This window comes from Rhizobium sp. FG113 (genome assembly GCF_057809895.1).
In genome coordinates this window covers 79,999-103,647 of record NZ_JBMDKV010000018.1, presented here as the reverse complement: position 1 = coordinate 103,647, position 23,649 = coordinate 79,999, and the positions used below count along the sequence as shown (strand labels likewise).

28 protein-coding genes, 3 pseudogenes and 1 riboswitch are annotated in these 23,649 nt (G+C 59.3%); of the genes and pseudogenes, 12 read left to right on the top strand and 19 right to left on the bottom strand.

Annotated features, from left to right (window positions below):
* Positions 1-6: 6 nt before the first annotated feature.
* Genes ACODTZ_RS29200 through nthA form a run of 3 tightly spaced genes read right to left on the bottom strand, consistent with a single transcriptional unit; the run spans position 7 to position 1,647 of the window.
* Entirely contained in the window at positions 7-399 is a 393-nt protein-coding gene (locus ACODTZ_RS29200) for a nitrile hydratase accessory protein (RefSeq protein ID WP_081993140.1), read from the bottom strand.
* On the bottom strand, positions 344-1,000 hold the full coding sequence (gene nthB, locus ACODTZ_RS29195) for a nitrile hydratase subunit beta (RefSeq protein WP_081993139.1): 657 nt from the start codon (positions 998-1,000) through the stop codon (positions 344-346). Before nthB ends, ACODTZ_RS29200 begins: the two co-directional genes overlap by 56 nt.
* On the bottom strand, positions 1,000-1,647 hold the full coding sequence (gene nthA, locus ACODTZ_RS29190; protein WP_489029992.1) for a nitrile hydratase subunit alpha: 648 nt from the start codon (positions 1,645-1,647) through the stop codon (positions 1,000-1,002). Before nthA ends, nthB begins: the two co-directional genes overlap by 1 nt.
* 579 nt (positions 1,648-2,226) lie before the next feature.
* Here nthA and ACODTZ_RS29185 point away from each other — a divergent pair.
* The 6 genes from ACODTZ_RS29185 (at position 2,227) to ACODTZ_RS29160 (ending at position 5,092) form a co-directional block, all read left to right on the top strand.
* Entirely contained in the window at positions 2,227-2,625 is a 399-nt protein-coding gene (locus tag ACODTZ_RS29185) for a DUF1236 domain-containing protein (protein WP_112434212.1), read from the top strand.
* 107 nt (positions 2,626-2,732) lie between these two features.
* Positions 2,733-3,329, top strand: a complete 597-nt coding sequence (locus tag ACODTZ_RS29180) for a BA14K family protein (protein WP_209236578.1) — start codon at positions 2,733-2,735, stop codon at positions 3,327-3,329.
* Between the two features lie 68 nt (positions 3,330-3,397).
* Positions 3,398-3,751, top strand: a complete 354-nt coding sequence (locus tag ACODTZ_RS29175) for a hypothetical protein (protein WP_489029989.1) — start codon at positions 3,398-3,400, stop codon at positions 3,749-3,751.
* A gap of 8 nt (positions 3,752-3,759) precedes the next feature.
* Positions 3,760-4,170, top strand: coding sequence for a response regulator (locus ACODTZ_RS29170; RefSeq protein ID WP_209236580.1), 411 nt, complete (start codon positions 3,760-3,762; stop codon positions 4,168-4,170).
* 12 nt (positions 4,171-4,182) lie between these two features.
* A complete protein-coding gene (locus ACODTZ_RS29165) occupies positions 4,183-4,470 on the top strand; it encodes a hypothetical protein (RefSeq protein WP_209236581.1) in 288 nt (95 codons plus the stop codon).
* Between the two features lie 79 nt (positions 4,471-4,549).
* Positions 4,550-5,092: a hypothetical protein gene (locus tag ACODTZ_RS29160; protein ID WP_209236635.1), complete on the top strand. Its 543-nt coding sequence runs from the start codon at positions 4,550-4,552 to the stop codon at positions 5,090-5,092.
* 3 nt (positions 5,093-5,095) lie between these two features.
* Here the strand turns inward: ACODTZ_RS29160 and ACODTZ_RS29155 are convergent, their stop codons facing one another.
* Both ACODTZ_RS29155 and ACODTZ_RS29150 read right to left on the bottom strand, forming a co-directional pair.
* The gene (locus ACODTZ_RS29155; RefSeq protein ID WP_209236582.1) at positions 5,096-5,716 is read right to left on the bottom strand and encodes a response regulator; all 621 of its coding nucleotides are present in this window, start codon (positions 5,714-5,716) and stop codon (positions 5,096-5,098) included.
* The gene (locus ACODTZ_RS29150; RefSeq protein WP_209236636.1) at positions 5,713-7,107 is read right to left on the bottom strand and encodes a sensor histidine kinase; all 1,395 of its coding nucleotides are present in this window, start codon (positions 7,105-7,107) and stop codon (positions 5,713-5,715) included. Before ACODTZ_RS29150 ends, ACODTZ_RS29155 begins: the two co-directional genes overlap by 4 nt.
* 362 nt (positions 7,108-7,469) lie before the next feature.
* Here ACODTZ_RS29150 and ACODTZ_RS29145 point away from each other — a divergent pair, with 362 nt between their 5' ends.
* The 4 genes and pseudogenes from ACODTZ_RS29145 to ACODTZ_RS29130 all read left to right on the top strand — a co-directional run bounded on the left by ACODTZ_RS29145 (position 7,470) and on the right by ACODTZ_RS29130 (position 10,174).
* Complete coding sequence (locus ACODTZ_RS29145; RefSeq protein ID WP_209236583.1) at positions 7,470-7,742, top strand: BON domain-containing protein; 273 nt, start codon at positions 7,470-7,472, stop codon at positions 7,740-7,742.
* A gap of 208 nt (positions 7,743-7,950) precedes the next feature.
* A pseudogene (locus ACODTZ_RS29140) lies at positions 7,951-8,160 on the top strand (DUF1236 domain-containing protein); the annotation flags it as partial.
* A gap of 114 nt (positions 8,161-8,274) precedes the next feature.
* On the top strand, positions 8,275-9,135 hold the full coding sequence (locus tag ACODTZ_RS29135) for a DUF1236 domain-containing protein (RefSeq protein WP_209236585.1): 861 nt from the start codon (positions 8,275-8,277) through the stop codon (positions 9,133-9,135).
* A 386-nt stretch (positions 9,136-9,521) separates the two neighbouring features.
* A pseudogene (locus ACODTZ_RS29130) lies at positions 9,522-10,174 on the top strand (hypothetical protein).
* A 212-nt stretch (positions 10,175-10,386) separates the two neighbouring features.
* Here the strand turns inward: ACODTZ_RS29130 and ACODTZ_RS29125 are convergent.
* Both ACODTZ_RS29125 and ACODTZ_RS29120 read right to left on the bottom strand, forming a co-directional pair.
* Complete coding sequence (locus tag ACODTZ_RS29125) at positions 10,387-10,563, bottom strand: hypothetical protein (RefSeq protein WP_209236586.1); 177 nt, start codon at positions 10,561-10,563, stop codon at positions 10,387-10,389.
* Between the two features lie 320 nt (positions 10,564-10,883).
* Positions 10,884-12,713, bottom strand: a complete 1,830-nt coding sequence (locus ACODTZ_RS29120; protein WP_247750516.1) for a PAS domain S-box protein — start codon at positions 12,711-12,713, stop codon at positions 10,884-10,886.
* Positions 12,714-13,066: 353 nt separating this feature from the next.
* Here ACODTZ_RS29120 and ACODTZ_RS29115 point away from each other — a divergent pair, with 353 nt between their 5' ends.
* The gene (locus tag ACODTZ_RS29115; protein WP_280637085.1) at positions 13,067-13,192 is read left to right on the top strand and encodes a hypothetical protein; all 126 of its coding nucleotides are present in this window, start codon (positions 13,067-13,069) and stop codon (positions 13,190-13,192) included.
* Between the two features lie 110 nt (positions 13,193-13,302).
* On the opposite strand, the pseudogene ACODTZ_RS29110 reads toward ACODTZ_RS29115, so the two are convergent.
* From ACODTZ_RS29110 to thiC, 12 genes and pseudogenes are all read right to left on the bottom strand, one after another.
* Positions 13,303-13,790, bottom strand: a pseudogene (locus ACODTZ_RS29110) (cytochrome b).
* 110 nt (positions 13,791-13,900) lie between these two features.
* The gene (locus ACODTZ_RS29105; RefSeq protein ID WP_489029984.1) at positions 13,901-14,425 is read right to left on the bottom strand and encodes an NUDIX hydrolase; all 525 of its coding nucleotides are present in this window, start codon (positions 14,423-14,425) and stop codon (positions 13,901-13,903) included.
* Between the two features lie 280 nt (positions 14,426-14,705).
* Complete coding sequence (locus tag ACODTZ_RS29100; RefSeq protein ID WP_489029982.1) at positions 14,706-14,942, bottom strand: hypothetical protein; 237 nt, start codon at positions 14,940-14,942, stop codon at positions 14,706-14,708.
* 152 nt (positions 14,943-15,094) lie between these two features.
* The gene (locus ACODTZ_RS29095; RefSeq protein WP_489029980.1) at positions 15,095-15,865 is read right to left on the bottom strand and encodes a 2-keto-4-pentenoate hydratase; all 771 of its coding nucleotides are present in this window, start codon (positions 15,863-15,865) and stop codon (positions 15,095-15,097) included.
* A gap of 270 nt (positions 15,866-16,135) precedes the next feature.
* The gene (locus ACODTZ_RS29090; protein ID WP_209236589.1) at positions 16,136-16,558 is read right to left on the bottom strand and encodes a hypothetical protein; all 423 of its coding nucleotides are present in this window, start codon (positions 16,556-16,558) and stop codon (positions 16,136-16,138) included.
* Positions 16,548-16,808 carry a type II toxin-antitoxin system prevent-host-death family antitoxin gene (locus ACODTZ_RS29085; protein WP_209236590.1) on the bottom strand — a complete coding sequence of 87 codons (261 nt, stop codon included), beginning with the start codon at positions 16,806-16,808 and terminating at the stop codon, positions 16,548-16,550. Before ACODTZ_RS29085 ends, ACODTZ_RS29090 begins: the two co-directional genes overlap by 11 nt.
* A 166-nt stretch (positions 16,809-16,974) precedes the next feature.
* A complete protein-coding gene (locus tag ACODTZ_RS29080; protein WP_209236591.1) occupies positions 16,975-17,490 on the bottom strand; it encodes a 2'-5' RNA ligase family protein in 516 nt (171 codons plus the stop codon).
* A 115-nt stretch (positions 17,491-17,605) separates the two neighbouring features.
* The gene (locus ACODTZ_RS29075) at positions 17,606-18,211 is read right to left on the bottom strand and encodes a thiamine phosphate synthase (protein WP_489029977.1); all 606 of its coding nucleotides are present in this window, start codon (positions 18,209-18,211) and stop codon (positions 17,606-17,608) included.
* Positions 18,208-18,981 carry a thiazole synthase gene (locus ACODTZ_RS29070; RefSeq protein WP_489029975.1) on the bottom strand — a complete coding sequence of 258 codons (774 nt, stop codon included), beginning with the start codon at positions 18,979-18,981 and terminating at the stop codon, positions 18,208-18,210. The genes ACODTZ_RS29075 and ACODTZ_RS29070 overlap by 4 nt, the downstream gene beginning before the upstream one ends.
* A 3-nt stretch (positions 18,982-18,984) precedes the next feature.
* Entirely contained in the window at positions 18,985-19,182 is a 198-nt protein-coding gene (gene thiS / locus ACODTZ_RS29065) for a sulfur carrier protein ThiS (protein WP_209236594.1), read from the bottom strand.
* Positions 19,179-20,153 (bottom strand): glycine oxidase ThiO, encoded by a 975-nt coding sequence (gene thiO / locus ACODTZ_RS29060; RefSeq protein ID WP_489029973.1) that lies wholly within the window; start codon positions 20,151-20,153, stop codon positions 19,179-19,181. The genes thiS and thiO overlap by 4 nt, the downstream gene beginning before the upstream one ends.
* A gap of 1 nt (position 20,154) precedes the next feature.
* Positions 20,155-21,981, bottom strand: coding sequence for a phosphomethylpyrimidine synthase ThiC (thiC, locus tag ACODTZ_RS29055; RefSeq protein WP_489029971.1), 1,827 nt, complete (start codon positions 21,979-21,981; stop codon positions 20,155-20,157).
* Positions 21,982-22,071: 90 nt separating this feature from the next.
* A riboswitch (TPP riboswitch) is annotated at positions 22,072-22,183 on the bottom strand.
* Between the two features lie 464 nt (positions 22,184-22,647).
* Between thiC and ACODTZ_RS29050 the strand changes: the two genes are divergently transcribed.
* On the top strand, positions 22,648-23,124 hold the full coding sequence (locus ACODTZ_RS29050) for a hypothetical protein (protein WP_489029969.1): 477 nt from the start codon (positions 22,648-22,650) through the stop codon (positions 23,122-23,124).
* Positions 23,125-23,649 lie beyond the last annotated feature (525 nt).

The window sequence follows — 23,649 nt, the reverse complement described above, 5'->3', positions numbered from 1 at the left end:
GACCGCTTAGTCAAGGCTCACAGGCTGTCCATGGGGAGTCCGCAAGAAGGCTCGCTCCCATGCATGCTCGCGCTCGTGGAGTTCGGGCCGTGACACCTTCCCGCTGTCTGCGAGCAGCCGTTCAATAGCGGATAGGACAGCGCGAAAGTAAGTTTCCGACCCATCGGCCGCCCCATTCTTGGCCGATGCTCTGATCTCCGCGCCCAGCGCATTAGTCCAAGATGCTGAGGAAATATGGCCAGACTGGACAAGAAGGTCCGCCATAGCGAGCGCCTGAGCGTGCCAAGGCTCCAGAAACGGCGGCTCTCCATCCCTCGCGACCAGTCTTTCCGAGATGAAATTGTCATGCGGGTTCAAGATAGTTCTCCCACAAGTCGACGAACACTTGGTCGACGGCATCCGTCGCTTCCGGCCAGAGTTCGCTCGCGTCGAACGTCACTGTATAAAGATGTTCAGCTCTTCCACCACCTTTCGCTGACGCGTCAGGAAGCCGGTGGGCTCCGTGATGTGCATCGACGACACCACAGCGTCCTCGAACATATCCAGGCAATCTTGTATGTCCGGGCGATCCCAATGCCGAACATCGAACAAAATCGCCACGTGAGAACAACGCAACCGTGCCGACTTCGCAGGAATAGCTCTTAGGGTCCATGACGTAGTTGCGCGCACCCTCGACGGTATCGGCTGCATACGCGGGTTCAGGAAGAAAGGAGGACTTGCCGGATTTGATTTCAGCTAGCGTAATATAGCCCTCATCGACGAACTGTGCCGCGAGGGTTGTGATCCACTGATCGAAATACGGTCGCGTCAGGTAGTCCGTGGGTACGATCGTTTCGCGGCAGTGCCGGAACCAGTCTATCGACCATCCCGAGCCAAGTGCTGAGGACTGAACGATGCCAAAAGCCCGGGCCTCCCAGTCGGCGTGAAAAGGCACGTCGTCTTGTTTGTTTGGAACTGGACCAAAGCCCTCCCGGCCACCGAGATCATGGACCCCATCCATCAGCTCACCTCGCTTGACGGATGAAGGTCCCGCTGAGTGCCGATCATGGAATTGCGCGTCACTAATAGTGCAAGCGCGTCCTCGCTCAAAGCGTCGAGCCCAGTGGGCCTCTGCGGCACGATGAGGTAACGTCGTTCCGACGTTGAGTCCCAGACGCGCACCTGTGTCTCCGCGTCAAGTTCGACTCCGAACTCCTTGAGCACGCCTCTAGGGTCTCGAACAGCCCGCGCACGGTATTCGTTGGATTTGTACCAGGCCGGCGGCAGGCCGAGCAGCGAAAAGGGATAACAAGAGCACAATGTGCATACGATGAGATGGTGAACCTGTGCTGTGTTTTCGACCGCCTGGAGATGGCCCGTGGCATGCCCAGCGAAGCCCAGTTCAGCGATGGCCGAGGTCCCGTTCGCGAGAAGCCTTTTCTTGAAACCGGGATCGGTCCAGGCTCGCGCGATAACGGCAGCTCCGCGCTTGGGTCCGATTTCATCGCGGTACATCTCGATCCAGGCGTCGATCGCCGCCGCGTCGAGCAACTTCTTCTCCGTCAGCAGGCTTTTTAGGGCTTTGGTTCGTAGAGCGGGTTCGGATGGGAGGTCGCTGTGGAGCTCGTGGTGAATGTGCGACAGCTTTTTGGAGTCGAATTCTGTCATGGCAACATCCCGTCTCGGTGGTGCGGTCATTCCGCTATGCGAGCGCCGCAATTGCTCTTTCAATCCTATAACAGAACGCCCTGTGGACTAAGAAAAAACAGTTCAAGCAAACAGAATGATAGCCGGTGGCGCATAGCCTGCGACGCGACTGCCGGCTGAGAGCGGCGGCGATATTGCCTAAACGTTGGAAAATGTATTGCGTGATCTGGAGAGCGTTGCTCAGGCACCTGGCAATTACAACCTGATCCCGTTTTTCAGTAGGCATTGGGCGTCCAAGAAGAGAGGGATATCAGCCTGCGCCTCGTCACAAAAATGTCTTTGACCATGGCTTGGATCACTTTCGTTAGCTTTCCTTTACTGGAGGGCGTTCCCTTTACCTCGCCCGCGATCGCGGGCTTTTTGTGTAGCAATTTTGCTGATGTCAACCGCATGGCATAGGGCTCGACGACTTCGATCTTCCACTTCACCTCAGACCTAGGTCTGAGCTGCCTCCGACCTAGGTCCGACCCGGGAACCTGCAGCAATTACAGCCGTTTGTCTCCCCAGCGACAGAGCGTCGCAAAAGAAGAGGAGATGAACATGTCTTTCAAACTTGCAGCGACTGCGATCACAGCGATCACCCTCATGTCCGGCGTTGCCATGGCACAGTCTGGTACCGTTAATGGGGCGGCAGGAGGAGCCGTTACCGGTGCCATCGTCGGTGGTCCCGTCGGTGCGGCTGTTGGCGGCGTCACGGGTGCCGTTGTCGGCACCATCATCGATCCGCCGCCGGCAAAGGTCGTCACCTATGTTCGCGAAGCGCCGGCTCCGGCAGCCCCTGTCGTGGTGCAGGAAAAGGTCGTCGTCGGTCATGCCTTGCCAGAGACTGTCGTGGTCACGCCGGTTCCCGAGAACCCGAAATATGGCTACGCGATCGTTAACAACGAACGGGTCATCATCGAACCTTCGTCCCGCAAGGTTATCCAGGTCATCAATTGATCGCGCTCGGTTGGGCGGGGCGGCGCAAGCCGTGCCGCCTGCCCCGATTGGACCTCTGCCGCCGATTGGCGGCGGCGAACATCCTCAAACAACAACGGATGACGACAATGAACGGTCTCGCAAGCGTTGCGTTTGGAATAGCTACGGTCGTGGGCACCGTTACGCTCGCAGCATCCGTGGCCTCGATCGGCATGGCGGAGAATACGGAGCAAGGCTTGCGCGGTCTGAGGGACGCCGATCTCTGGACGACAGAGCCCACGCGTGTCGATCCCGCACTTCAAACCTATGAGCGATTGCCTGCCGCACTTTCGACATATGCAATGGCTGACAGCCGGAGGGTCGCCGCAAAGCGACCGACCGCGGCCGCACCTGTTGTCGCCGATATCCCGCCGCCAGCGATCGAAATGTCGGCCGAACATCTGAATTGGTGCGCGTCGCACTACCGGTCGTTTGACCCGGCGACGAACACCTATCGCTCATTCCAGGGGCAAGTTCGCGTCTGCCAGCCCCCATCGGAAACGAGCGGTGCCGCCATGACGTCCACGTCATCAACTGTCGTCGACCCATTGGCAAACGCTGCGATGTGGTGTGCCAATCGCTACAAATCCTATCGCGCGGAAGACAATACCTATCAGCCTTACGCTGGCCCCCGCATGAAGTGCACACCGCCGGCCGAAAACCGGACGGTTGCCGCAAACGAATAGCCGACCGGATATCCAGCTAGTGAATCTTGCTATCTCGGACCGAAGCCCGTGTTGTCGGCTGGTTCGTCGTGGTTAGCTTCATCGATACGACAGGAGGGCGGGTGATGCCGTCAAAGATGACAGCTGAGATCCGGCAAGCCCGAAACGGCCTGCAGTGGATGGGTCACGATGAGCGCATTGAACTGGTGTCTCGCATTCTGTCCGAGTTGCGAGATATCAGAAAGGACGTGCTGGGCCGTATCCGGGCGGACAAGTGCATCTGGCTCGACACGCTCATCGCGCGGGCGTCTTCGAAGCTTATCCAGATCGCTGCCATGGATGATATGGAATTTCAGCTGGTGCTGATCGAGTTCGAGAAGCTGCTCGGAATTTTTGACGCACCGGACCCCGACCTTCGCCATTTGTCACCGACGATACATTAGGAGCGATCATGCGTGTTCTGATTGTCGAGGACGAGCCGGCTTTTGCGCTGATGGTGGAAGACATCGCGATGGCCGAAGGTTTCGAAATCGCGGGTATCGCCCGAAACACCGCCGAGGCGATGGAGTTGGCTTCCGAGGCCGATATCGCAATTCTGGACGTGCGCCTCGCCGATGGGCTGACAGGGCCCGATATCGCCAAGCAGCTGGTCGAGCATTTCAACGTCGGCATCGTCTACCTGACGGGCAATCCTGATCTGGTTGGAGACCGGGACGGGGTGCACGTCGTCGTCAAACCACCGAGTGTACCGAGCGTTGTCGATGGCTTGCGCCAGGCCGCAGCGTGGCACAGCCGCCGCGCGCGGCAACAGAATGCACAAGACGGCGCGGGAAATGACGCGTCCAAACCGCAACAGCACTGACAGGAGTATATCGTGACAAACATTCGAGCTAGGCACGCTGGCGGTTTGGTCGCCGAGATCATGTTGGCGGACCGGGCGTCGTTGCGGACCACTTCGCCTGATACCAACGACGCGGCCGTCGAACTCGAACGTGACTTCGACCTGCTGTTCTTCCTCCGGGAGATGGACATTCTGGCCGATGAACTCTCCAGGCTTGCCCCATCAATGGATAGAACCGCACTCGAGCTCCGCCTGGCGCAGATGCGGCAGGTGGTCGAATTTCGCCACAAGCAGCGGACCGATCAGCCGGAAGTCGACTAAACGACGCGAAAGATCGGCGCAGCGCAGATCCATGCGCCGTCATCTGCGTAGACAAGCGCATAAGGCTGGAAAGGGCGCAATCATGCTTTCAAGGCGCTGCCTGCTGAGACTGGGATGCGGGGCCACTGTCGCCATTGTTACCTCCGCGATGCCAATGACGCTGAGCTTCGGGCCGCTTCCGGCGCCGACGACGAATGCCGCGCATGCGAAGGACGGCAATAACGGCAACGGCAATGGCGGCGGAAATGGCAACGGCGGCAATAATGGAAACGGTTCCAGCAATGGGAGCGGCAACGGCGCCGGCAATGGAAACAGCTCGGGTAACGCGGGCAACAGCTCCAGCAATGCGGGTGGAAATGGAAAGAACAACGGAGGCACCGGCGCAAGCGGCAACTCTGCCAAGGCCGGCGGTTCGTCGCCGTCGTCTAACTCCGCATCATCAGCCTCAGGCGCTCAGGCGAGCGAAAGTTCTGACGGAAGTGTCGATGTCCGCCACCGCAACGGCATAACAGAAACGCTGCGTCGCGGCCGCTACATCATGCGGGATTCGAAAGGCCGGACGATCGTTGACAGGCAGGCGACAGCCACTGATGTTCGCCGGCTGAACCGGTTTGTTCCGTAAACTCTAACCTCGGCCGCGCCAGCGCAGGGCAGCCTCGGTTCGATTGGAAACGCCCAGTTTCGTCAGGATTTGCGTCATGTGATGCTTGACGGTCTTTTCCTGCAGATCAAGCCGCAGACCGATATGTTTGTTGGAGAGACCTTCGCCCACAAGGTCCATCACCTCGCGTTCGCGCGGCGTCAGGCTGTTCTTGGAGGGCTCCTTGTCCAGCGAGACATCCACCACCTTCGCGGACATGGCTGGAGACACATAGCGGGCTCCCTTGAGGATTGTCCTGATCGCCTCCGCCAGCCCCCTGGAGCCAACACCTTTGAGAACATATCCCATCGCGCCCCTTTGAAGCGCGCCCAAGAGCGTGTCGATCTCCTCGGAAGCGGTCAGCATCAGCACCTTCGTCGATGGGCTATGTTGCAGTATCTCGCCTATCGCACTCAAGCCACCGCCCGGCATCGAGACATCGACCAGCATGACATCGGGATGCTGGTCGGCCGCGATCATCGCCGCGTCGTCGCTGGTGGCGCCCTCCCCTACAACCAGGAAGTCCTTGATTTCGGAAAGGCTGCGCGTCACGCCTTCGCGAAACAGCGGATGGTCATCCACGATCCCAACCGTAATGGACGTCATCTCTGCTCTCCCGTTTCCATCGGTTCGAAGGTCATCGTCAGGATCGTGCCCTTGTCCCCGGTCTTCACTTCGAACGTTCCGCCAAGACTATCGACCCGCTCGCGGAGCCCGACAAGCCCCAGGCTGGATGGCCTGACATGGTTTGGATCAAAGCCTTCGCCGCGATCACTGACCTCGATCGTAACATGCCCGCGATGAAGGGTGGCCCAAACGGCTTGCTGGATGCCGCCGCCGTGGCGATGGGCGTTGTTCAAGGCCTCCTGAATGAACCGGTAGATACAGATCTTCACCGCCGCTACCGGCTCCGAGCCGTCCTGCTCGATCACGGTGTTGACCGTCGTGTCGGTTCTCATTTGGTGGGCTTCAGTGACACGGTTGACGATTTCCGCAAACGAAGCCTTTTCGATCTCCGGAAGCACCAGTCCCTTGCAGATATCCCGGATCTCGGTCATCGCCTCGGCAAGGCTGGAGCGGATCCAGGTGAGCTCCTTCTCACGCTCGCCAGGCTTCGTTTCCGCACTGATCAACAGTTCGCTGTCCAGCCGCAGCGAAGCGTATGCGATGTGCTGCGCCGGACCGTCGTGGAGATCGGCGCCGATGCTGCGCAGATAGGTCTCGTTCAATGATGCGGCACGCTGGGATGCACGCTGTAGCCTGCCCTGCAGCCCCTTGTTTTCGGCAAGCAATGCCGAGAGTTCCGCAACGCGTTTGGCGAGATCTCTCTGCTGGTCCTCGATCGTTCGGCTCCCGCGAAAAACCAGTCCTGAGAGAACCGCGAAGAATACAGAGGTAAGACCCGCGACGCCAAACCAGCTCCACAATCTCGCCCGTGTCAGGCTTTCGCCCAGCCCTTCAGCCGTCTCGTAAAATTCGAGGACCGCGACGGCCTGGCCGGACCAGGGCTGGAGCACGGGATTGTAAATCTCCATCAATGGCTTGCCGAGCGAGCGTTCCGTCGTGCTTTCGGGGTCGTCGGCGATCTCGTAGCGCGCAACCAGCGTTCCTGCGAATGCCTGTCGAAGCTTGTCGTTGACGGTAAACTGCTTTCCGACGAGCGCCTTGTCGTTGGAGTAGAGAATTGTTCCGTCCCCGCGCCACAGCTTGAACGACACCAATCGCTTTCCGAGCGCCCCTTGGCCAAGCGTCTCATCTAGCGCCAGCGCGCTCGCCTCATCGAGCGGCGCGGCCTTCTGCATGTCGGGAAGAAGCGGAGCAACGACACTGTCGACATAAAGGGCGGTCGCGGCGCCGGAATTGTGGATCACGGCATCTTCGATGACCTTTGACACCAGATAACCGACGATGAACATGGCCGCCAAGCTGACCAGGCCGCCAACGACGACAAATCGCAGCGCGAGAGAGCGGGCCGTCCAGCGGGAAATCCAGTTCATGATCAGCCAGTTGTAATGTGACCCCCGATACCTATCGTTCATTTAGAATTTTTCCAGGTGCGTGGGGGGATCGCATTGCAGGCGGAAGACCTCTCTGCCGCTCGTTGAGCCGCACTTATCTCGGAAAACGGGCAACACGCGTCAATGTGCCATCGTCCAAGAGCGTGCACTGACAACCCGGGTCGCCCTTTCTTAGGGCTCAATCGATCTGCGATCCGACCGTCGGAAGGACCTATACGCCTGTGTCGGCGTCGACAAGGAGGGACTTAAGTCTTACCAACGGAACCGAAGGCGCTGCAGCGAGATTAGTTTTGCATTCACCGAATGGTTCTCCAAAGCGAGGACCGGGAAGGAGTGCCGTTATGAAGTTTGGTTCCGATAGCTTCACACACGAAGAATGTTGCTCGCAAGGCCACAGTTCTGCTTCCACGATCGCAACGATCCAAGCAGCTCTGTCCGCCGACCCTAATATGGACAGCAGTGCGATCACGGTCCAGATGATTGGCCCTCTCGCGGTATTGGAGGGTTACATATCGCATGCGACCCATCGTGACAAAGCGATAGCGATTGCTGCGATGGTCGTCGGGTTCGAGAACGTCCACGATCGAATGTTGAGCCGTTTTTCGGGTCATTAGGTCCGGCGTTTTCGCTGCCTGCGACTTAGGTCCTGCGGTCCCCTCGACTGAAGTCCAGGGTATGGAACAGAGGCCCCAATTGGCGGTTTGCTCCACAGCGGAATACGCCGCTGCAAAAGGAGGAAACGTCATGGAACTTAAAACAGCAGGGATCGTAGCCGCGGTATTGATGACCGCGAGTTCAGCCTTCGCAGAGTCTGCGATGGCACCGGAGAAGGTCATAACTTTCGTTCAGAAAGCTCCGGCGCCGACAACCCGGGTTGTTGTCAAGGAGAAGATAGTGGTTGGTCAGGCGCTCCCCGAAACCGTCGTCGTCACACCAATCCCGGATGAAACTGGCTTCGCCTATGCGATCGTCAACGACGAGCGGGTCATCGTTGAACCCTCGACCCGTAAGGTTATCCAGGTCGTCCAGTAACGACCTTAACGTCTGAACCTTGGACGGCGATCGCCGTCAATCATTAACAATGGGCCGACATCCACCGCATCGCTATGCGGGATGTCATGTCGCGCCCAGATGTTGGAGACTATGATGAACAAGCACCACATCGCCGCGCTCCTAGCTGCACTCTCTCTCAGCGTTTCGCCGCTCGCAACAATGCCTGCCGGCGCTCAAAGTGACACGAAGCCAAAATCGGGATCACAGACCGAAACACAATCTGGAGCAAGCCCGACCGATACGGGGCCCGGTTCGCAGGCTGACCAGTCACAGTCCGGCTCCAGCACCTCTGGCGCCGATTGCACCCCTGATGCTACGGGCGCTTGTCCGCAGGGAAAGGCCCAGAAGCAGCAGACGGACGGTGAAGGCTCCGGCATGCAGAAGAAATCCATGCGGCCGTCGAGCGATGGCTCAGCATCCGAGGGAAGCGCTTCCGGCAAGGCATCGACGGACATGAAAGCCAGGTCCGGATCGCAGGATACCTCTGGCGGTGCGAGCACTGAACAGAAACCCCAGCCCGGGACGGGCGACGCAGCCGCAGGCTCAAAGAGCGACATGCAGGGTTCCAACCCATCCGAGACCCAAACCAAAGCCGGCGGCACGTCGAGGCAAACGACGGATCAGAACGCAACGACAACCAACAAGAATTCAACCGGCGCGACCGTAAACAACACGACCACCAACAACAAGACCAACGTCAATGTCACGGTCGAGCAGCGGACCGAGATCCACCAAGTGATCAAGGAAGTTCACGTCGCCCCGGTCAGGGAGGTAAACTTCACCGTTTCCGTCGGCACGAGGATCCCGAAGAAGGTTCGCCTCGAGCAGCTGCCGCCGAGAATTGTAAAGATTGTGCCGGCGTACGAAGGCTACCGTTTCTTCCTGCTTGCCGATGGCCGGATCGTTATTGTCGATCCGCATGCGCTGACCATCGTCTACATCATTGAGGCCTAACAGGAAGTGCCCGGCGGCGTTGGATCACGCCGTCGGGACCGCTAGAGGAACTTGCATGATCTGCAACGACGAGGTCTTGGGCGACAAGGATCACCTAGTGAGACTTTCACTGGCCCCAGTTCGGCGATCTCCTCCCTGCGTGGTCTGGCGATGTGAGGCCTCGAATTGCGAAGGCAAATGGCACCCCAATCTGTTCCATATTGGCTTATCAAGGACAAGAGCCTTATCAAGTCGATGCCGGCGGTTAACGTTGAAGGTTCTTATTGTTCCTGTCTCAAACCGTATCAGACCTCCGTCCGATGTCGGATCGGTGATCTTCCGATACCTTCGCAATCCTCTTGAACGACAAGAGTTCGTCGCGTTGGCGGCTCTATTTGGAGGAAACGATGCGCATCACCACCTTGGCTTCCATTGTTGCCCTATCATTTGCAATCGCCGCAAGTCCCCTCGCAGTCGCCGGTTTCGACCTGGCGGCCATGGCGAAAGGCGGAAATGGTGGTGGCAATGGAGGGGGAAGCGGCGGAAGCAATGGTGGCGGTAGTCATGGCGACAGCGGTGGCCAAGGCGGCAGCTCCACGCATGGTATTCAAAGTCACAAGGCAACACCGCGAGAGGCAAATCAGGCGAAGGTGTTGGTCAGTCGCAGTCCAGGAAAGCCGAGCGGACGACAAACGTTACCTTGAAAGAGCGCAGGGCTTCTACTGAACTTGCCGGCTTGAACTCACTCAATCGCAGCTACAAAGCCTATCTGCACACGTCTGATCCTCGAATGACCGCTATTTCGGCTTACGCTGTGGCCTATGCCCAGTACGAACTCGATAACGGCGTTGAGCCATCTGAGAGTGACCCGATCCTCGGAGACCAAGCCCTGGAGGATGCGCTGGCATCGGCGACAAAAACCGGGGAAGTTAGCCCTGCCACTCTCGAAATGGCCAAGTCTATTCTCGGTGTCGGCGACGCCGAAGGAAAGATTGACCAGATCAGAGCCACGCTCAAGCCGACAGACGATGCCAATGCTGTGGTCATCCGCTCGAATTGAGCGGGAGCAACATCTAGGCATCGCCTTTTCAAACAGGTCGGGACCTTCTCGCTTGCGGTGGGTTTTCTGATGAGGCGACCGAGCCGGGGCCGCCAGCAAGACTATTTCAGCCATGGCTCGCTGTTTTGCCTGACCGCCGGCGGCTCGATTCCGTCCAAGAATGGGTATCAGGTGTCTATCAGGCCCTGCACGGCCTTAGCCTGACAAAAGTCTCAGGATGCTGCATCTTTTTGCAAGGTTGCACGTTCCGTTTTCGACTGGTTCACCTGAGGAAGATAGCGATGACGGACACGCGGATGAGAGGGTTCAAAAGTCACGCGGAACTTGAAGAGCAACTCGCCGACATCTCCGATGAAACGGCGGAAGTGCACGCCGACGGCGATCAACAAGGCGATCTCCAAGACCTTGAACGGGAAGCTGCCTGGCTGCGAAAGGAAATCTTAGATCTCCGTTCGCAGCTCCACGTCGCCCTCGGTGGTCATCAGACCGATCAGGTAGAGCGACCTGCTGGACTCAGCTATTGGCGATGGACCGTAGGGTTTACTATCGCGGCAGCTCTGCTGCATTGCCGGACGCACTTGGGCGAACGAAAGCCTCGGTAGGCTAGATCAAGGCTTCAGCAAGGCGGTCGAGCGGCCTGGGAGCTGCCGGCGGACAGGGAGTGGGGTCTGCGCATGGTGGTGGTCTCGATCCGCGCGATGCGCCAAGCCTAGACGTTTTGATCTGCGGGCTGGCTGGCCCAATCTATATCGAGGGACGCTTGAATATGGCACTGGAGCCCTTCGGGCTCGTATGTCACGTCCACGCTGCCGCCGAGTTCGCCCGGAAGAAGGCCCTCGATCAAGCGGCTGCCAAAGCCTTTTCTAACGGGAGGGACGACCACGGGTCCACCGACCTCGATCCAGTTCAAGAAAAGTTTAGGCGGGTGCATATCTTCAACTGACCACGATATATGAATACGGCCTGCTTCCGTCGAAAGCGCGCCGTACTTGGCAGCGTTCGTCGACAACTCGTGAAGGATAAGCGAAAGGGCGACGACGAGCTTGGGCGTCACTGCGGTGTCTGGGCCTAGAATGTCGATTCTATCGGCGGGGTATGGTGAGAGCGCCTCGCGAACGAGGCTGTTCAGGCTCGCGCTTTCCCAGCTTCCATGTGTGAGGAGATCGTGGGCACGCGCCATCGACCGCAACCGAGCTTCGAATGTCTTGGTCGCAGAATCAATGTCGGTTGCGCGGGCGAAAGTTTGCCTGGCGATCGCAGTCACCGTCGCCAGCACATTTTTGACGCGATGGTTCAATTCTGCGATCAAAGTGGCCTGAATACGCTCAGCCTCTTTGCGCACACTGATGTCGCGGGCGTTCTTCGATGCACCCACAATGCGCCCATTGCTGTCGTAGATAGGCGACACGGAAAGTGAGACTTCCACATCGCGGCCGGTCTTGTGGCGTCGGATGGTATCATGCGGCTCGACGCGCTCGCCGGACTTGATGCGTCCGATGATTTGTCTTTCTTCGTCTATTCGGTCGGGTGGGATGAGGACGGTCACCGATCTGCCAATCATTTCGTCAGCCTCGTACCCGTAGACTTTCTCGGCGCCGTTGTTCCACGAGGTGACTACCATGTCGAGATCGATGCCTAGGATGGCGTCTTCTGACGACGAAATTATCGCCGCCAAACGGCGCTCTGCCTCGACAGCACGCCTTTGCGCCGTAATGTCCACGACCACAGCGACGGCTTCACTGACCCTCCCATGTCGGTCCCTTAGAGCGGAGACGTGGTTCGACACCCAGATCGGTGTCCCGTCTTTGCGAACGTAGCGCTTTTCAAGCGTATAGCTCTCACCGTCGTTGCCCAAACTTCCTAACGACTCCATGCTCGCGGGAAGGTCTTCGGGGTGTGTCAGATCGCGGAGGGTCAAATGACGCAGTTCATCAACCGAGTAACCTACGATCTCGCAGAAACCGGGATTTACGAAAGACAGATGCCCTTCGAGGTCTGCCTGGAGAACCCCGACGGTCGTCTGGTTAATCATCGAACGCAAACGTTCCTCGCTCTGGCGAAGCGCAGTCTCAGCCTCCACCTGCGCCGTCGTCTCGTTGACGATGCAAAAGACAGCTACAACCTCGCCGTTTGCGCCAAACACCGGAGAGTAGGAGATGTCAAAATAGACCGTCTCCGGGTCGGGGCGCTCAATGTAGAACGGCCGATTCTTAGCGGAAACTGTTTCTCCTGTTTCCCGAACGCGTCGCAGAAGGGGTTCGAGGTCGTCCCAAAGTTCGCCCCAGTACGCGCGCGCGGGGCGGCCGAGCGCGTCGGGATGTTTCGTCCCGATGCTGGGCGCGTAGGTGTCGTTATAGATCGCTACGAAGTCGGGGCCGCAAAACATCACGATTTGTGCATGGGAGGGCAACGCCAACTCGACGGCAAATTTCAACGCAGGCGGCCATTGAGACATGGGGCCAAGACTTGTCGACTCCCAGTCGTGGTCGCGTACAAGTTCGGCCATTTCTCCAACGGAGCGTCCGGTGTCGTTGAGCATTGAGTCTCCGCCGATTTCTTTACTCGCTTGCCGATTATCCAAGATGATTTCAACACAAATCAGAAAGCGAAATCAAGGGTTTCGCAGAGCCATACAGCGACCTTGACAATATGGCGGGCACTCTCAGTCCTACAATGCCCGCAACAGGGGCAGAGAGCAGCAAACTGCTGATGTCGAGCGTTATAGCAACGATAGCGGCCAACTCGTCCCAACGGGCATGGCGAGCGTGTAGACGACGTTTGGCCGATCTGCCCAGCCAACGTGTATTTGTCACGCGTAACCTTGCGAAAATACCATCAGAGGTTAATCTGCATCGGGAATTCGAGTCACACGATTGAGCGGGGAGCGAAATCATGGAGCATCAGAAGAGCGACTACTTTGTCGCAGACGAGCCAATCGAGTTCCTGTTGCTCGCCGCCGCATTATCGGGCGTGACCATTTTCGCGGGCGCCGCAATGATCATTGCCGCGCTCTTTTGAGGTGCTGCGCACGATCTGTCCTGCGGTCATCGGTTCGCGTGTCGGTACTGCATTTTTCCAACACCGATCGCGGACATCACTCTGAGCCGTTGGAGGCGCCCGCGACAAGTTCAGCCGACTGTCATCCAACGTAGAACATTTGTCCGGAAATAGAAGTGCTGGACAAGCGCCCCAACGACGCCGCAATGACGGCCCACAGCACAACCTTCATGATATCGGCGTGGATCGAGCCGGCTGCATCGATTCCAAAGTAATATGCGGCAATCCCTGAAATCGGCATGAGGAAGATCAGTGCATAAAGCAGTAGGTGAGCCACCCTGGCTGCCAGTTGCAGTAGCGCTGGCTGACCGGCAGGCTCAGCCGGAACGCCAGTCCGCCATCGCATTGCGAGGCGTAGGATCGCAAGCAACAGGATGGCAATCCCGACATATGCATGAATGTTGGCGCTGGAGACATCGGCAGCCGTTGGTGTCTGGCCGTGTCGGATCAAGCGGTGCCAGGCGTTCATCCCATCCGGAAACAAAAGGTTGAAGAACACCAGAAGAGCAACCGCCCAGTGAAGGAAGCGTTGAACGATCGAATAGGAGTGCGGCTTCATGAAAAGGTTCCACTTGTTTGCATCGATCAGTTGCCGCAAGAGCTGACGCGCACCTGAATTCCAACTTGCTCGAGGAATATTCTTTGCAGCAGGCTATGCCGTTTGCCTGGTCAGGTACCTTTGCGTTTCCCCTTCGGTTTGAAATCCACAAGCAGCGACTTCAGCTCCAACTCGCGCACACGCCGCGCCGCTTCATCCGGTTCGACCCAGGCAATCCGGCGCTGCCCCTTTTCCTTAAACTCGTCTTGCTGCACAGTGACCTCGATCTGGAACAGGTCGACGATTGTGGGAACAACGTCACCGTCATCGAGAAACTTGAGGTACGTGTAGCGACCGATAGCGGCTTTATGGACTGCGCCTTTGACGCCGGCCTCTTCCCAGGCCTCTATCGCGGCCGCCTCGTGGGGCTTCTTCTTTTTCATTGGCCAACCCTTGGGCACAATCCATCGACCGGTGTCTCGCGACGAGATGACAAGCACCTCGATCTTCGATGTCTCCCCGACATAGCGAAAACAGACCGCACCGTACTGCTGCCGGAAGGCACCGGAGAACAGCTTCTCTGGTTCGTCGGCGAGCTGGGCTAACAGGGAAGGGCGTTTCTTCGGAATGTCTGTAGTCTTCTTCTTACCCGGCATATGGATCATCCGTGAACCACCAGATGGTAGCGGCTCATGAACTTGACACATAGGGCAGGCCGTCGGTCTGACAGGCACAACCGACGGAATCCACATGATTAATGGCAGTCATGATCGTATGGCGCGAAAGATTTCGTGCCGCTTACGCTGTGATTGTTCTGCTGGCCTGTATGTTACGAGACCCGCCGTATTCGCTTCTGGCGCATCGCGACGTGACTGCCGTCAACCCAAACCGATCTTTGGCCTCTCTGATGTTCACGGAGCCGTTCGCTTCTGCCGCCTATGCTCTGCGATAGACGAGATCCGGCGCGACGATCCATTCGCCTTGCCGCAATGCCGTCACATCAAGACGACCGCGCGGGTCACGTCTCGGAATTTCGGCGAAATGGTAGCTCCGACCACGGCGATCTACCACGGTTTCGGGAACGGTGCGGTCACCAAGTCTGGCAACAATCGGTCCGCTGTGATCAGCGACGTCGAGCACGAAATACTCGTGCGGAAGGCTTCGGCTAACCATCAGGATTGAGCCTCGGTGTTGCTCTGAAGCGCTCGAGTAGCCGCGTGGTTTGCGGGGATCTGGCTTGTCGTCTTCTTCATGATCGGTCGTTTCTTTTTGATTTCGACGACAAAGGGTTTGCGTGGGGGCATTGTTGAGCTTTCTGGGAGTTATTATGTGAAAACGCAGTCGACCTGACCGAGAGGACCAAAGTCCGCTGCGACGTGCTGTCCGGCCAGAACCTGCAGGATGGTGGTGCATGAGCCCGTCGTGACGACGTCGTTTGGCTCCAGTTGACGCCCTTTCGCGACAAGTTGGCGCGCGATCCAGACAACTGCATTGACTGGATCGTCCATAATTGATGAAGCCTTGCCAGAGACGACGGTCTCCTTGAACAGGAAAGTTGTCACCTCGATGGAGGCGAGCTCCGCAAGGGATGCTGCCGGCACGTGATTGCCGCACAACGTGGCAACATGAAGTCCGAAGTCGGCGATCGCGGCATTGTTGCCTGCAAATGTCTTGCGTGTTCGTCGCCCCAACAGGCCTATTGCCGGGCGGCAGGCGAGAATAGCCTCACGTGCGCTGTCGAGATCAATGCGTTCGCCCGCGTCGGGGTAGGGCCGAAGCATGGTGAAGACAAATTCGCATTGCGCACCAATCGTGCCGGGAGGTAGTCGAAACTCCTTGGTGTCGTGGAGAAAGCTCGAGGCTGGGATTTCCGAGAAAATAGGTGATGTCAGGCCGAGGGCCCTTTGCGCCCCTTCAGTCGAGCCAACAACCGCATAGCCTTTTCTCTCGAACCCCAGAGCATTCTGCGTGGCGGCCTGGATGTCGTAGGCCTCGCTTTCCGACGCAATCAACTGCAGCGGCAGATCGCAAAGCTCGTCGTGGCGACGGCTTCGTGCAAGAATGTCGGCGGTTTCGTCCTTCAGCTCGAAATACATCTTCATCTCCAGTTCGATGTTTCGACATGGGAAAAGATGGGCTTGAGCGCATAAGTGATCCATTCGCGGCGCCTCGCGAAGGTATCAAAATGTCATAGGACCCGCTTGATCAGGAGTCGATGAGATGAGTACGCTTGTGGTGCGAAGCGCAAAACCACAATGGGACAAGAACGCTAGATGCGAATGGCCGGACCTTAGATTCAGTGCCATTCAAAGCGATTAGCCTGTTCCTGCTGACCACGCCTGCTTGCCGAAGCCTTGGCGTGAGGATCAATCGAGTCGGCTAATTCGGCGACCAGATTTCCTAGAAGCCTCACCGAACGACGCAGCAATCTTCATCATGAACGCCTTGCTGAACCGGCCAAGAACGTTTTCATCGGGCTCGATATACCACGACCGCTCGGCAATATCGTAATTGTACTCGTCGACCAGAATCCAAGAGCGCTTCAGGTCGCTCAAGCCGGCGCAGCGTGCTTCCGTATCGGGAACTTCAATGGCGCCACGATCCGACTGCTGCGGCTGCGTCGTAACCGCAAGAAGAGCAAGGTGCGGGAGGCCGTCCTTGGCGTTGCGGACCGAGATCACGACGCAGGCCGGGCGCGACTTGCGTCCCTCTGTCTCTCCGCGGTCGTTCTGCCAAGCCCAGAGATAGGGATAGGCGATGAATTGTCCGGGAAGGAATTCACGGCTCATCGCCATAACCTTCGCCGCGCGCCAGACGATCGATTTCCGCCTCAAACAGATCTGTATGTTCTGCGGGCATTTCCGCCGCACGATGTACTTTGCGAGTATCGCCGCCGGTGCGCAGACGCTCGTAATGATCGTAGCTCATTAGGACAAAGCGCGGCTTCCTATGCTTGGTCAGGACGACCGGCTCCCGGCTGGCAGCATCTGTGACATCACCGACCTGTCTATTGAGGTCACCCGTCGTGAACTGGCGCATGAAACGAACTCCGATTGAAGTTTCCAGAATATCCAGATTTTCTACCTTTGCGATAAAAGGTTGTTCGTCGCGGGTTTGCTATCGTGATGCATGTCAGCGACGGCGTGATCAGAAGCGAAACAAGCAATCAGGAGAGCAACCGGCGTGCATGCGTTTAGCCTGCTAGTTAGCGTGCGTCGAACACAGTCGCCCACTCGGGGGCCCACGGACCATCAAGGTATCTCCATAGATCAAGCCCTGTGATGTTGATGCCGTGCATCTCGAAACCCGCCGAAAGCTCACGATATAGCTTGTCCGCCTGCGCCGGTGCTACCTTGTTTTGTATGGTAATGTGAGGTTGCCAAGTCCGCATGTCCTGAGAGCCCAGCCAGTTGATAAAGACTTTCCGCAGCTCATCTCTGATCAAAATCAGCTCTGGGCTTTCGATACTGAAAGCAATTCCCATTCCGAGGTGGCGAACGCCCGTGACTTTCGCTGTAAATGGGCCTCGGTGGACCGCAACAGACTGAAGACTTCCAGTGATGCGCTCAACATATTCACCCGGCAACCGGTGAAACATTGTCAGATGCGCGCGGAGAAAATTTCGCTCTGCCGGGAAATGCGTTTTGCGGAGAAGATCGAATGGCTGGAGATCGTCCTCGGCAACGCGAGCGGTGAGGATTAGAGGCTTATTCGTCTTCAAACCGGCGCTCCGCTCCTCATCCCTCGAATGGCTCTGCGATCCTATCGGAGAATCTACCAAGCGCGAACATCCCGTTGTTTGCGTTTGCCCAGAACCGTCCAATCTCAACCTCGGCTTAGCGCCATGGCTTCGTGGCCTCCAACCATTGTCGGGTGCGGGCCACAGGATCGGCATTGCGGGTGATGTCGGTGACAACCGCTGCCGCTGCCGCTCCTTCCTTTAAAACCGTCGGCGCTCGCTCGGCCGTAATGCCGCCGATGGCCACAAGCGGCATGGAGCCTATCCGCCGTTTCCAGTCGGCGACCCGTGCAATGCCTTGCGGATTCCACTTCATCCGTTTCAGGATTGTCGGCCAGACGGGTCCGAGCGCGACGTAGTCCGGCCGGGCAGCGAGCGCGGTCTGCAGTTCGGTCTCGTCGTGGGTAGAGAGGCCGAGCTTGACGCCGGCGGCGCGGATGGCGGCGAGGTCGGCGGTCTCCAGATCCTCCTGGCCGAGATGGACGAAATCGCAGCCTTCCTCGATCGCCAGCTGCCAGTAATCGTTGACGATCAGCTGGCAGTGGTGCTGGGCGCAGATCGCCCGTGCATGGCGGATCTCCTGGCGCAGATCGGCCTCGGAGCGATCCTTGACGCGCAGCTGCACCAGCTTGACGCCCACGGGCACCAGCCGTGCGATCCAGTCGGCGCTGTCGACGATGAGGTAGAACGGGTCGAGCTTCATCCGAACACCGCCTGACCGATGACAGGCGTCGACGGCACGGCCATGTCGCGCGGCTCCAGCATGCCCGCCTCGAAGGCCTGTCGGCCGGCTTCGATGGCGCCCGCGAAGGCCGCAGCCATCAGGACTGGATCACCGGCGCCGGCCACCGCGGTGTTGAGCAGAACGGCGTCGAATCCTAATTCCATGACAGCAGTCGTGTGCGAGGGACGGCCGATGCCGGCATCGACGATCAGGGGAACATCGGGGAAATGGGCGCGCATGGAGCGTAGCGCCGTGGGGTTGAGCGGACCGGTGGCGCTGCCGATCGGTGCGCACCAGGGCATCAGCACCTTGCAGCCGGCTTCCAGCAATCGCTCGGCGACGACGAGGTCGTCGGTCGTGTAGGGAAAGACCTGGAAGCCTTCGCCGACGAGAATGCGGGCTGCCTCGACGAGGCCGAAGACGTCGGGCTGCAGCGTGTCGTGGTTGCCGATCACTTCGAGCTTGATCCAGTCGGTGGCGAACAGCTCGCGCGCCATCTTCGCGGTCAGCACCGCCTCGGACACGCCGTGGCAGCCGGCGGTGTTGGGCAGCACCTTGACGCCGAGCGAGCGGATCGTCTCGAAGAAGGCGCCGCCATTGTGGCCGCCGGCGGTTTCGCGGCGAAGCGACACGGTGACGATCTCGGTGCCGGAGCGGCTGACGGCATCGGCCATGATTGATGGCGAGGGGTAGCGCGCGGTGCCGAGCAGCAGGCGCGAGCGCAGCGGCGTTCCATAGAGTTCAAGCATCGGTCAGCCTCCCTGCATCGGCGACAGGATCTCGATCCGGTCGTCATTGTTCAGCGAGTGGGCCGGCCGGTCCTCGCGGTGGACGAGTTCGCCGTTGACGGCGGTCGCCAGCCAGTCGCCTTCGTAATCCATCAGCGCCAGCAGCTCCTCGAGCGTGGCGACGGCGATCTCCTTGGCTTCGCCGTTGACGATCAGTTTCATGATGCGTGTCCTCCTGCGGTATCGGTGTTGAAGACAAGGTCGGACGCCCGCGTCGCCATGGCGGGCGCGAGCAGAAAGCCGTGGCGGTAAAGGCCATTCAGCGAGATCAGATTTCCGTGCTGCTCGACGCGGGGGAAATTGTCGGGAAAGGCGGGGCGGATGCCGGCGCCGGTTTCCACCACGGTCGCATCGGCGAAGGCCGGGTGCAGCGCGTAGGCGGCGTTCAACAGCTCCATCAGCGAGCGAGCGGTGATTGGGCCTGCGAATTCCGTCTCGATCATCGTCGCGCCGACCATGAACAGGCCGTTTCCACGCGGCACGATATAGACGGGGATGCGGGGATGCAGCAGCCGCACCGGGCGGTCGAGAGTTATCTCGTCGGTCCTGAGGTAGAGCATCTCGCCACGGACGCCGCGCAGCGAGGCGGTCTCGTTGATGCGCGCCGCGCCGGCGCAATCAACGATATGGTCGAAGTCCTGCTTTTCGAGGAGCGTTTCGATGAAGACGGCACCGTGCGCGATCAGCTTTTGGCGCAAGGCAGGCAGCGCCCGGCGCGGATCGAGATGGGCTTCGCGCGAGAAGAACAGCGCTTGCCGGAAGCGACCGGCCAAGGAGGGCTCGAGCGCCGCGATCCGCTCTTCGTCCAGCCATTCATATCCCGTGGTACGGCCGGCGAAGCGCTTCAGCTCCGCCTGGTCGCGGGCGGGAGCCAGCACCAATGTGCCGTTCCGTTTGACCTCGCCGGGCAGCATCGCTTCCCAACGGTCGGGCGCTTCCTGCCCCTCGCGCAGCACGGCCTCGTCGGCGCTCTCGCGCTCGCACCAGGGCGCCAGCATGCCGCCGGCGAGCCATGACGCGGCCGCCGAAAAGCAGGGGTGCGGATCGAAGACCGTGACTTCGGCGCCGCGCGCTGCGAGCGCATGTGCGACCGTGAGGCCGGCAACGCCGCCCCCCTTGACGAGGACGCGCATCTCAGCCGACCACCTGGCCCTCGGCATCGACAGCCATGTAGAGATCGCCGCCGTCGCGATACCTGGCCGCCATGGCGTCCAGCCCCTCCTTCTGTGCTTCGGCGCGGATATCGTGGGAGATTCGCATCGAGCAGAATTTCGGGCCGCACATGGAGCAGAAATGCGCGACCTTGTGCGCTTCCTTGGGCAGCGTCTCGTCGTGGAAGCTGCGGGCGGTTTCCGGGTCCAGCGAGAGGTTGAACTGGTCCTCCCAGCGGAACTCGAAGCGGGCGCGCGACAGCGCATCGTCGCGCAGCTGGGCGGCCGGGTGCCCCTTGGCGAGATCGGCGGCGTGGGCGGCGATCTTGTAGGTGATGACGCCGGTCTTCACGTCGTTTCGATCGGGTAGGCCGAGATGCTCCTTCGGCGTGACGTAGCAGAGCATCGCCGTGCCGAACCAGCCGATCATCGCCGCACCGATGCCCGAGGTGATGTGGTCGTATCCCGGCGCGATATCCGTCGTCAGCGGCCCGAGCGTATAGAACGGCGCCTCGCCGCAGACGGCGAGCTGCTTGTCCATGTTCTCCTTGATCTTGTGCATCGGCACATGGCCAGGGCCTTCGATCATGACCTGGCAATCCTTTGCCCAGGCGATCTTCGTCAGTTCGCCCAGCGTTTCCAGCTCGGCGAATTGCGCGGCATCGTTGGCGTCGGCGATCGAGCCGGGGCGCAGGCCGTCGCCCAGCGAGAAGGAGACGTCATAGGCGCGGCAGATGTCGCAGATCGCCTCGAAGTGCTCGTAGAGAAAGCTCTCGCGGTGGTGATGGAGACACCACTTGGCCATGATCGAGCCGCCGCGCGAGACGATGCCGGTGACGCGGTGGACGGTCAGCGGGATGTAGTGCAGCCGCACGCCGGCATGAATGGTGAAATAGTCGACGCCCTGTTCGGCCTGCTCGATCAGCGTGTCGCGATAGACCTCCCAGGTCAGGTTCTCGGCAATGCCCTCGACCTTTTCCAGCGCCTGGTAGAGCGGCACGGTGCCGATGGGCAGTGGCGAGTTGCGGATGATCCATTCGCGGATGTTGTGGATGTTGCGGCCGGTGGAGAGGTCCATGACGGTATCGGCACCCCAGCGCGCTGCCCAGACCATCTTCTCGACCTCTTCCGCCATCGATGAGGTGACGGCGGAGTTGCCGATATTGGCGTTGATCTTCACCAGGAAGTTTCGGCCGATGATCATCGGCTCGGCTTCGGGGTGGTTGATGTTTGCGGGAATGATGGCGCGGCCGGCGGCCACTTCCTGGCGGACGAATTCAGGGGTGACGTGATCGGGAATATGCGCGCCGAAGCTCTCGCCCTCGCGGACCATGGCTTCGGCTTTCGCCTTGCGGCCGAGGTTTTCGCGGATGGCGATGAATTCCATTTCCGGCGTGATGATGCCGGCGCGGGCATAGGCAAGTTGGGTCACGGCCTTGCCGTCCCTGGCGCGCAGCGGCTGGCGCTTGGCGGGGAATTCCGGCGTCAGGCGCTCGCCGCTGGCAAAGCCGTTATCCTCGGGGCGCACCTGCCGGCCGTCATAGGCCTCGATATCGCCACGGGCGAGAACCCAGTCGCGCCGCAGCGCTGGCAGGCCGCACTCGATGCTGATATCGGCGCCTTCGACGGTGTAGATGCCGGACGAATCATAGACCGTGACCGGCGGCTCGCCGGAGGTCGGGTGAACGCTGATTTCGCGCATGGGAACGCGGATATCGGGGTGGATCTCACCCGGGATATGGATCTTGCGGGAGGCCGGCAACGGGCCGGTGGTGACTGTGGGGGTAATGGTCTTTGCGGCGATAGTCATGGTTGAGGCTCCAAGTTTTCGATTGGAGACCCAGTCCTCAGCCGGAATGATGAAAAGACGCCGGCACGGAGTCCACACGGGAATCCCGGCCTTCGAGCGCTTGCACCGTCCCTACGCCAGTATGAACTGGATCAGGTTCAACGGGTCACTGCGCGCGATAGCAGAATCTCAGCCCCTTGACGGGACACCCCTGGTGAATGCGCAAAGGGTATTGCGGCCTTGCGGTCTGCGTCAAGCAGAAACATTTGATAGGCGCGTGTGAGCAGCGACCCCACGATGCTGTTAGTCACCCTCAGCTTGCGAGGCCGAAGCCGCCAAAGGCAAAACGCTGCGACACTGAAATCTCATAGGAAACCGAGTTGCTCAGCAACTAGCCTGTATCCGCATTTGGCCCGATGCTGCCGTGGCGGCTTTCGGGCGCAAAGGGTCGACTGTCGCTGTCGGGGTTATATCGGTGATTACGTCCCGGCCGAACATCTTCTAGGCAGGACCGACCGCCAAGGCCGCGGCAAGGCGTGGATTGCGGCGCGGGTCGGCAATGGCCAAAACATCACAGCAACGCATTCCAGGCGCCGGAGAGAGCCCTGAGAGGAATTCCATCGGTTAAGGCTTGCGGCCGATCCATCATCGAGTCAGTTTTCTAGCAACCATGATTGGAGAAGTCTGATGGACGTTTCAGAGTTCTACCGGAACGCAGAAGACATCGTGCTGGGAGTGTTCAACCAACAGGGCGGGTGGGCATCAATGGCGTTAGCACTCATGCCTGACGGAATATGGCAGATTGCCATTGGAGAGGGGATCGAAGATGATGATGTTCGAGCGGCCGCACGGCTTCGTCGAGTCCTGATAGAAAACAAAGCGCGAGCCTACGTGGTGGCCTACGCCACAATTAAGGCGTACCCCGAAACAGACCTAAACAATCGCCGTGTGCTGGGGCCTGTGATGAACATCGCAGGCGATAGAGACGAGATGCAGGCGTCCCCGGATCAGATGCTCTTCTTATTCATGTCGGACAATTTCGGCCGGGGCCACGTCCACACCTACTCGATCATAGGACGCGGGAAGAAGATTGGGGCACGACAAAGGTGGCTCGAAGAGGCGGATTCCCCGTTCCACCGGCTTCTGGCTCATGGCCGCAATTGATCCCAGGCGTCTTGTCACGCCAGCCAACGTAAATCCTGGCTCAGTCCTCCCGTATCGTCAGCTAACTTCAGTTCATTTAGCAGGGGGGTAGTCTTCAGCGCGCAACCGCTGCACCTTTGTGCAACACCCGCCATGGCGGCTCTTGGCGCTCTGCAGACGAGGCGCTCTCGTTTTAAATCGCAAGGTATTCAGAAAAGTTGCCGATCGCGGGCGCCGTACTCCGGTGATCACGCGGCGGCCGCGCCTGGGCTTTAACCACTCCTGCGGAGGCGCGTGCGACGTTAGAAAGACTCTTGCGCTCGATCCATTCGGCGCCACCGGATCGATGATCATTGACATGTTCGTGCGAAAAAGATCAGCAAATACGCACCTTGGTCTGTCATCGCACCACCGAGAAGACTTGGTTGTTGCCATGGGGATTTGGTAGTCGGGGCAGGGATTCGAACCCCGCGTCACAGCTCGAAGGCTGGAAGCAACCTCAGTCTTGCTGAGGGTAAGGAGAGCACCGCGCTCCGATTATGCTTA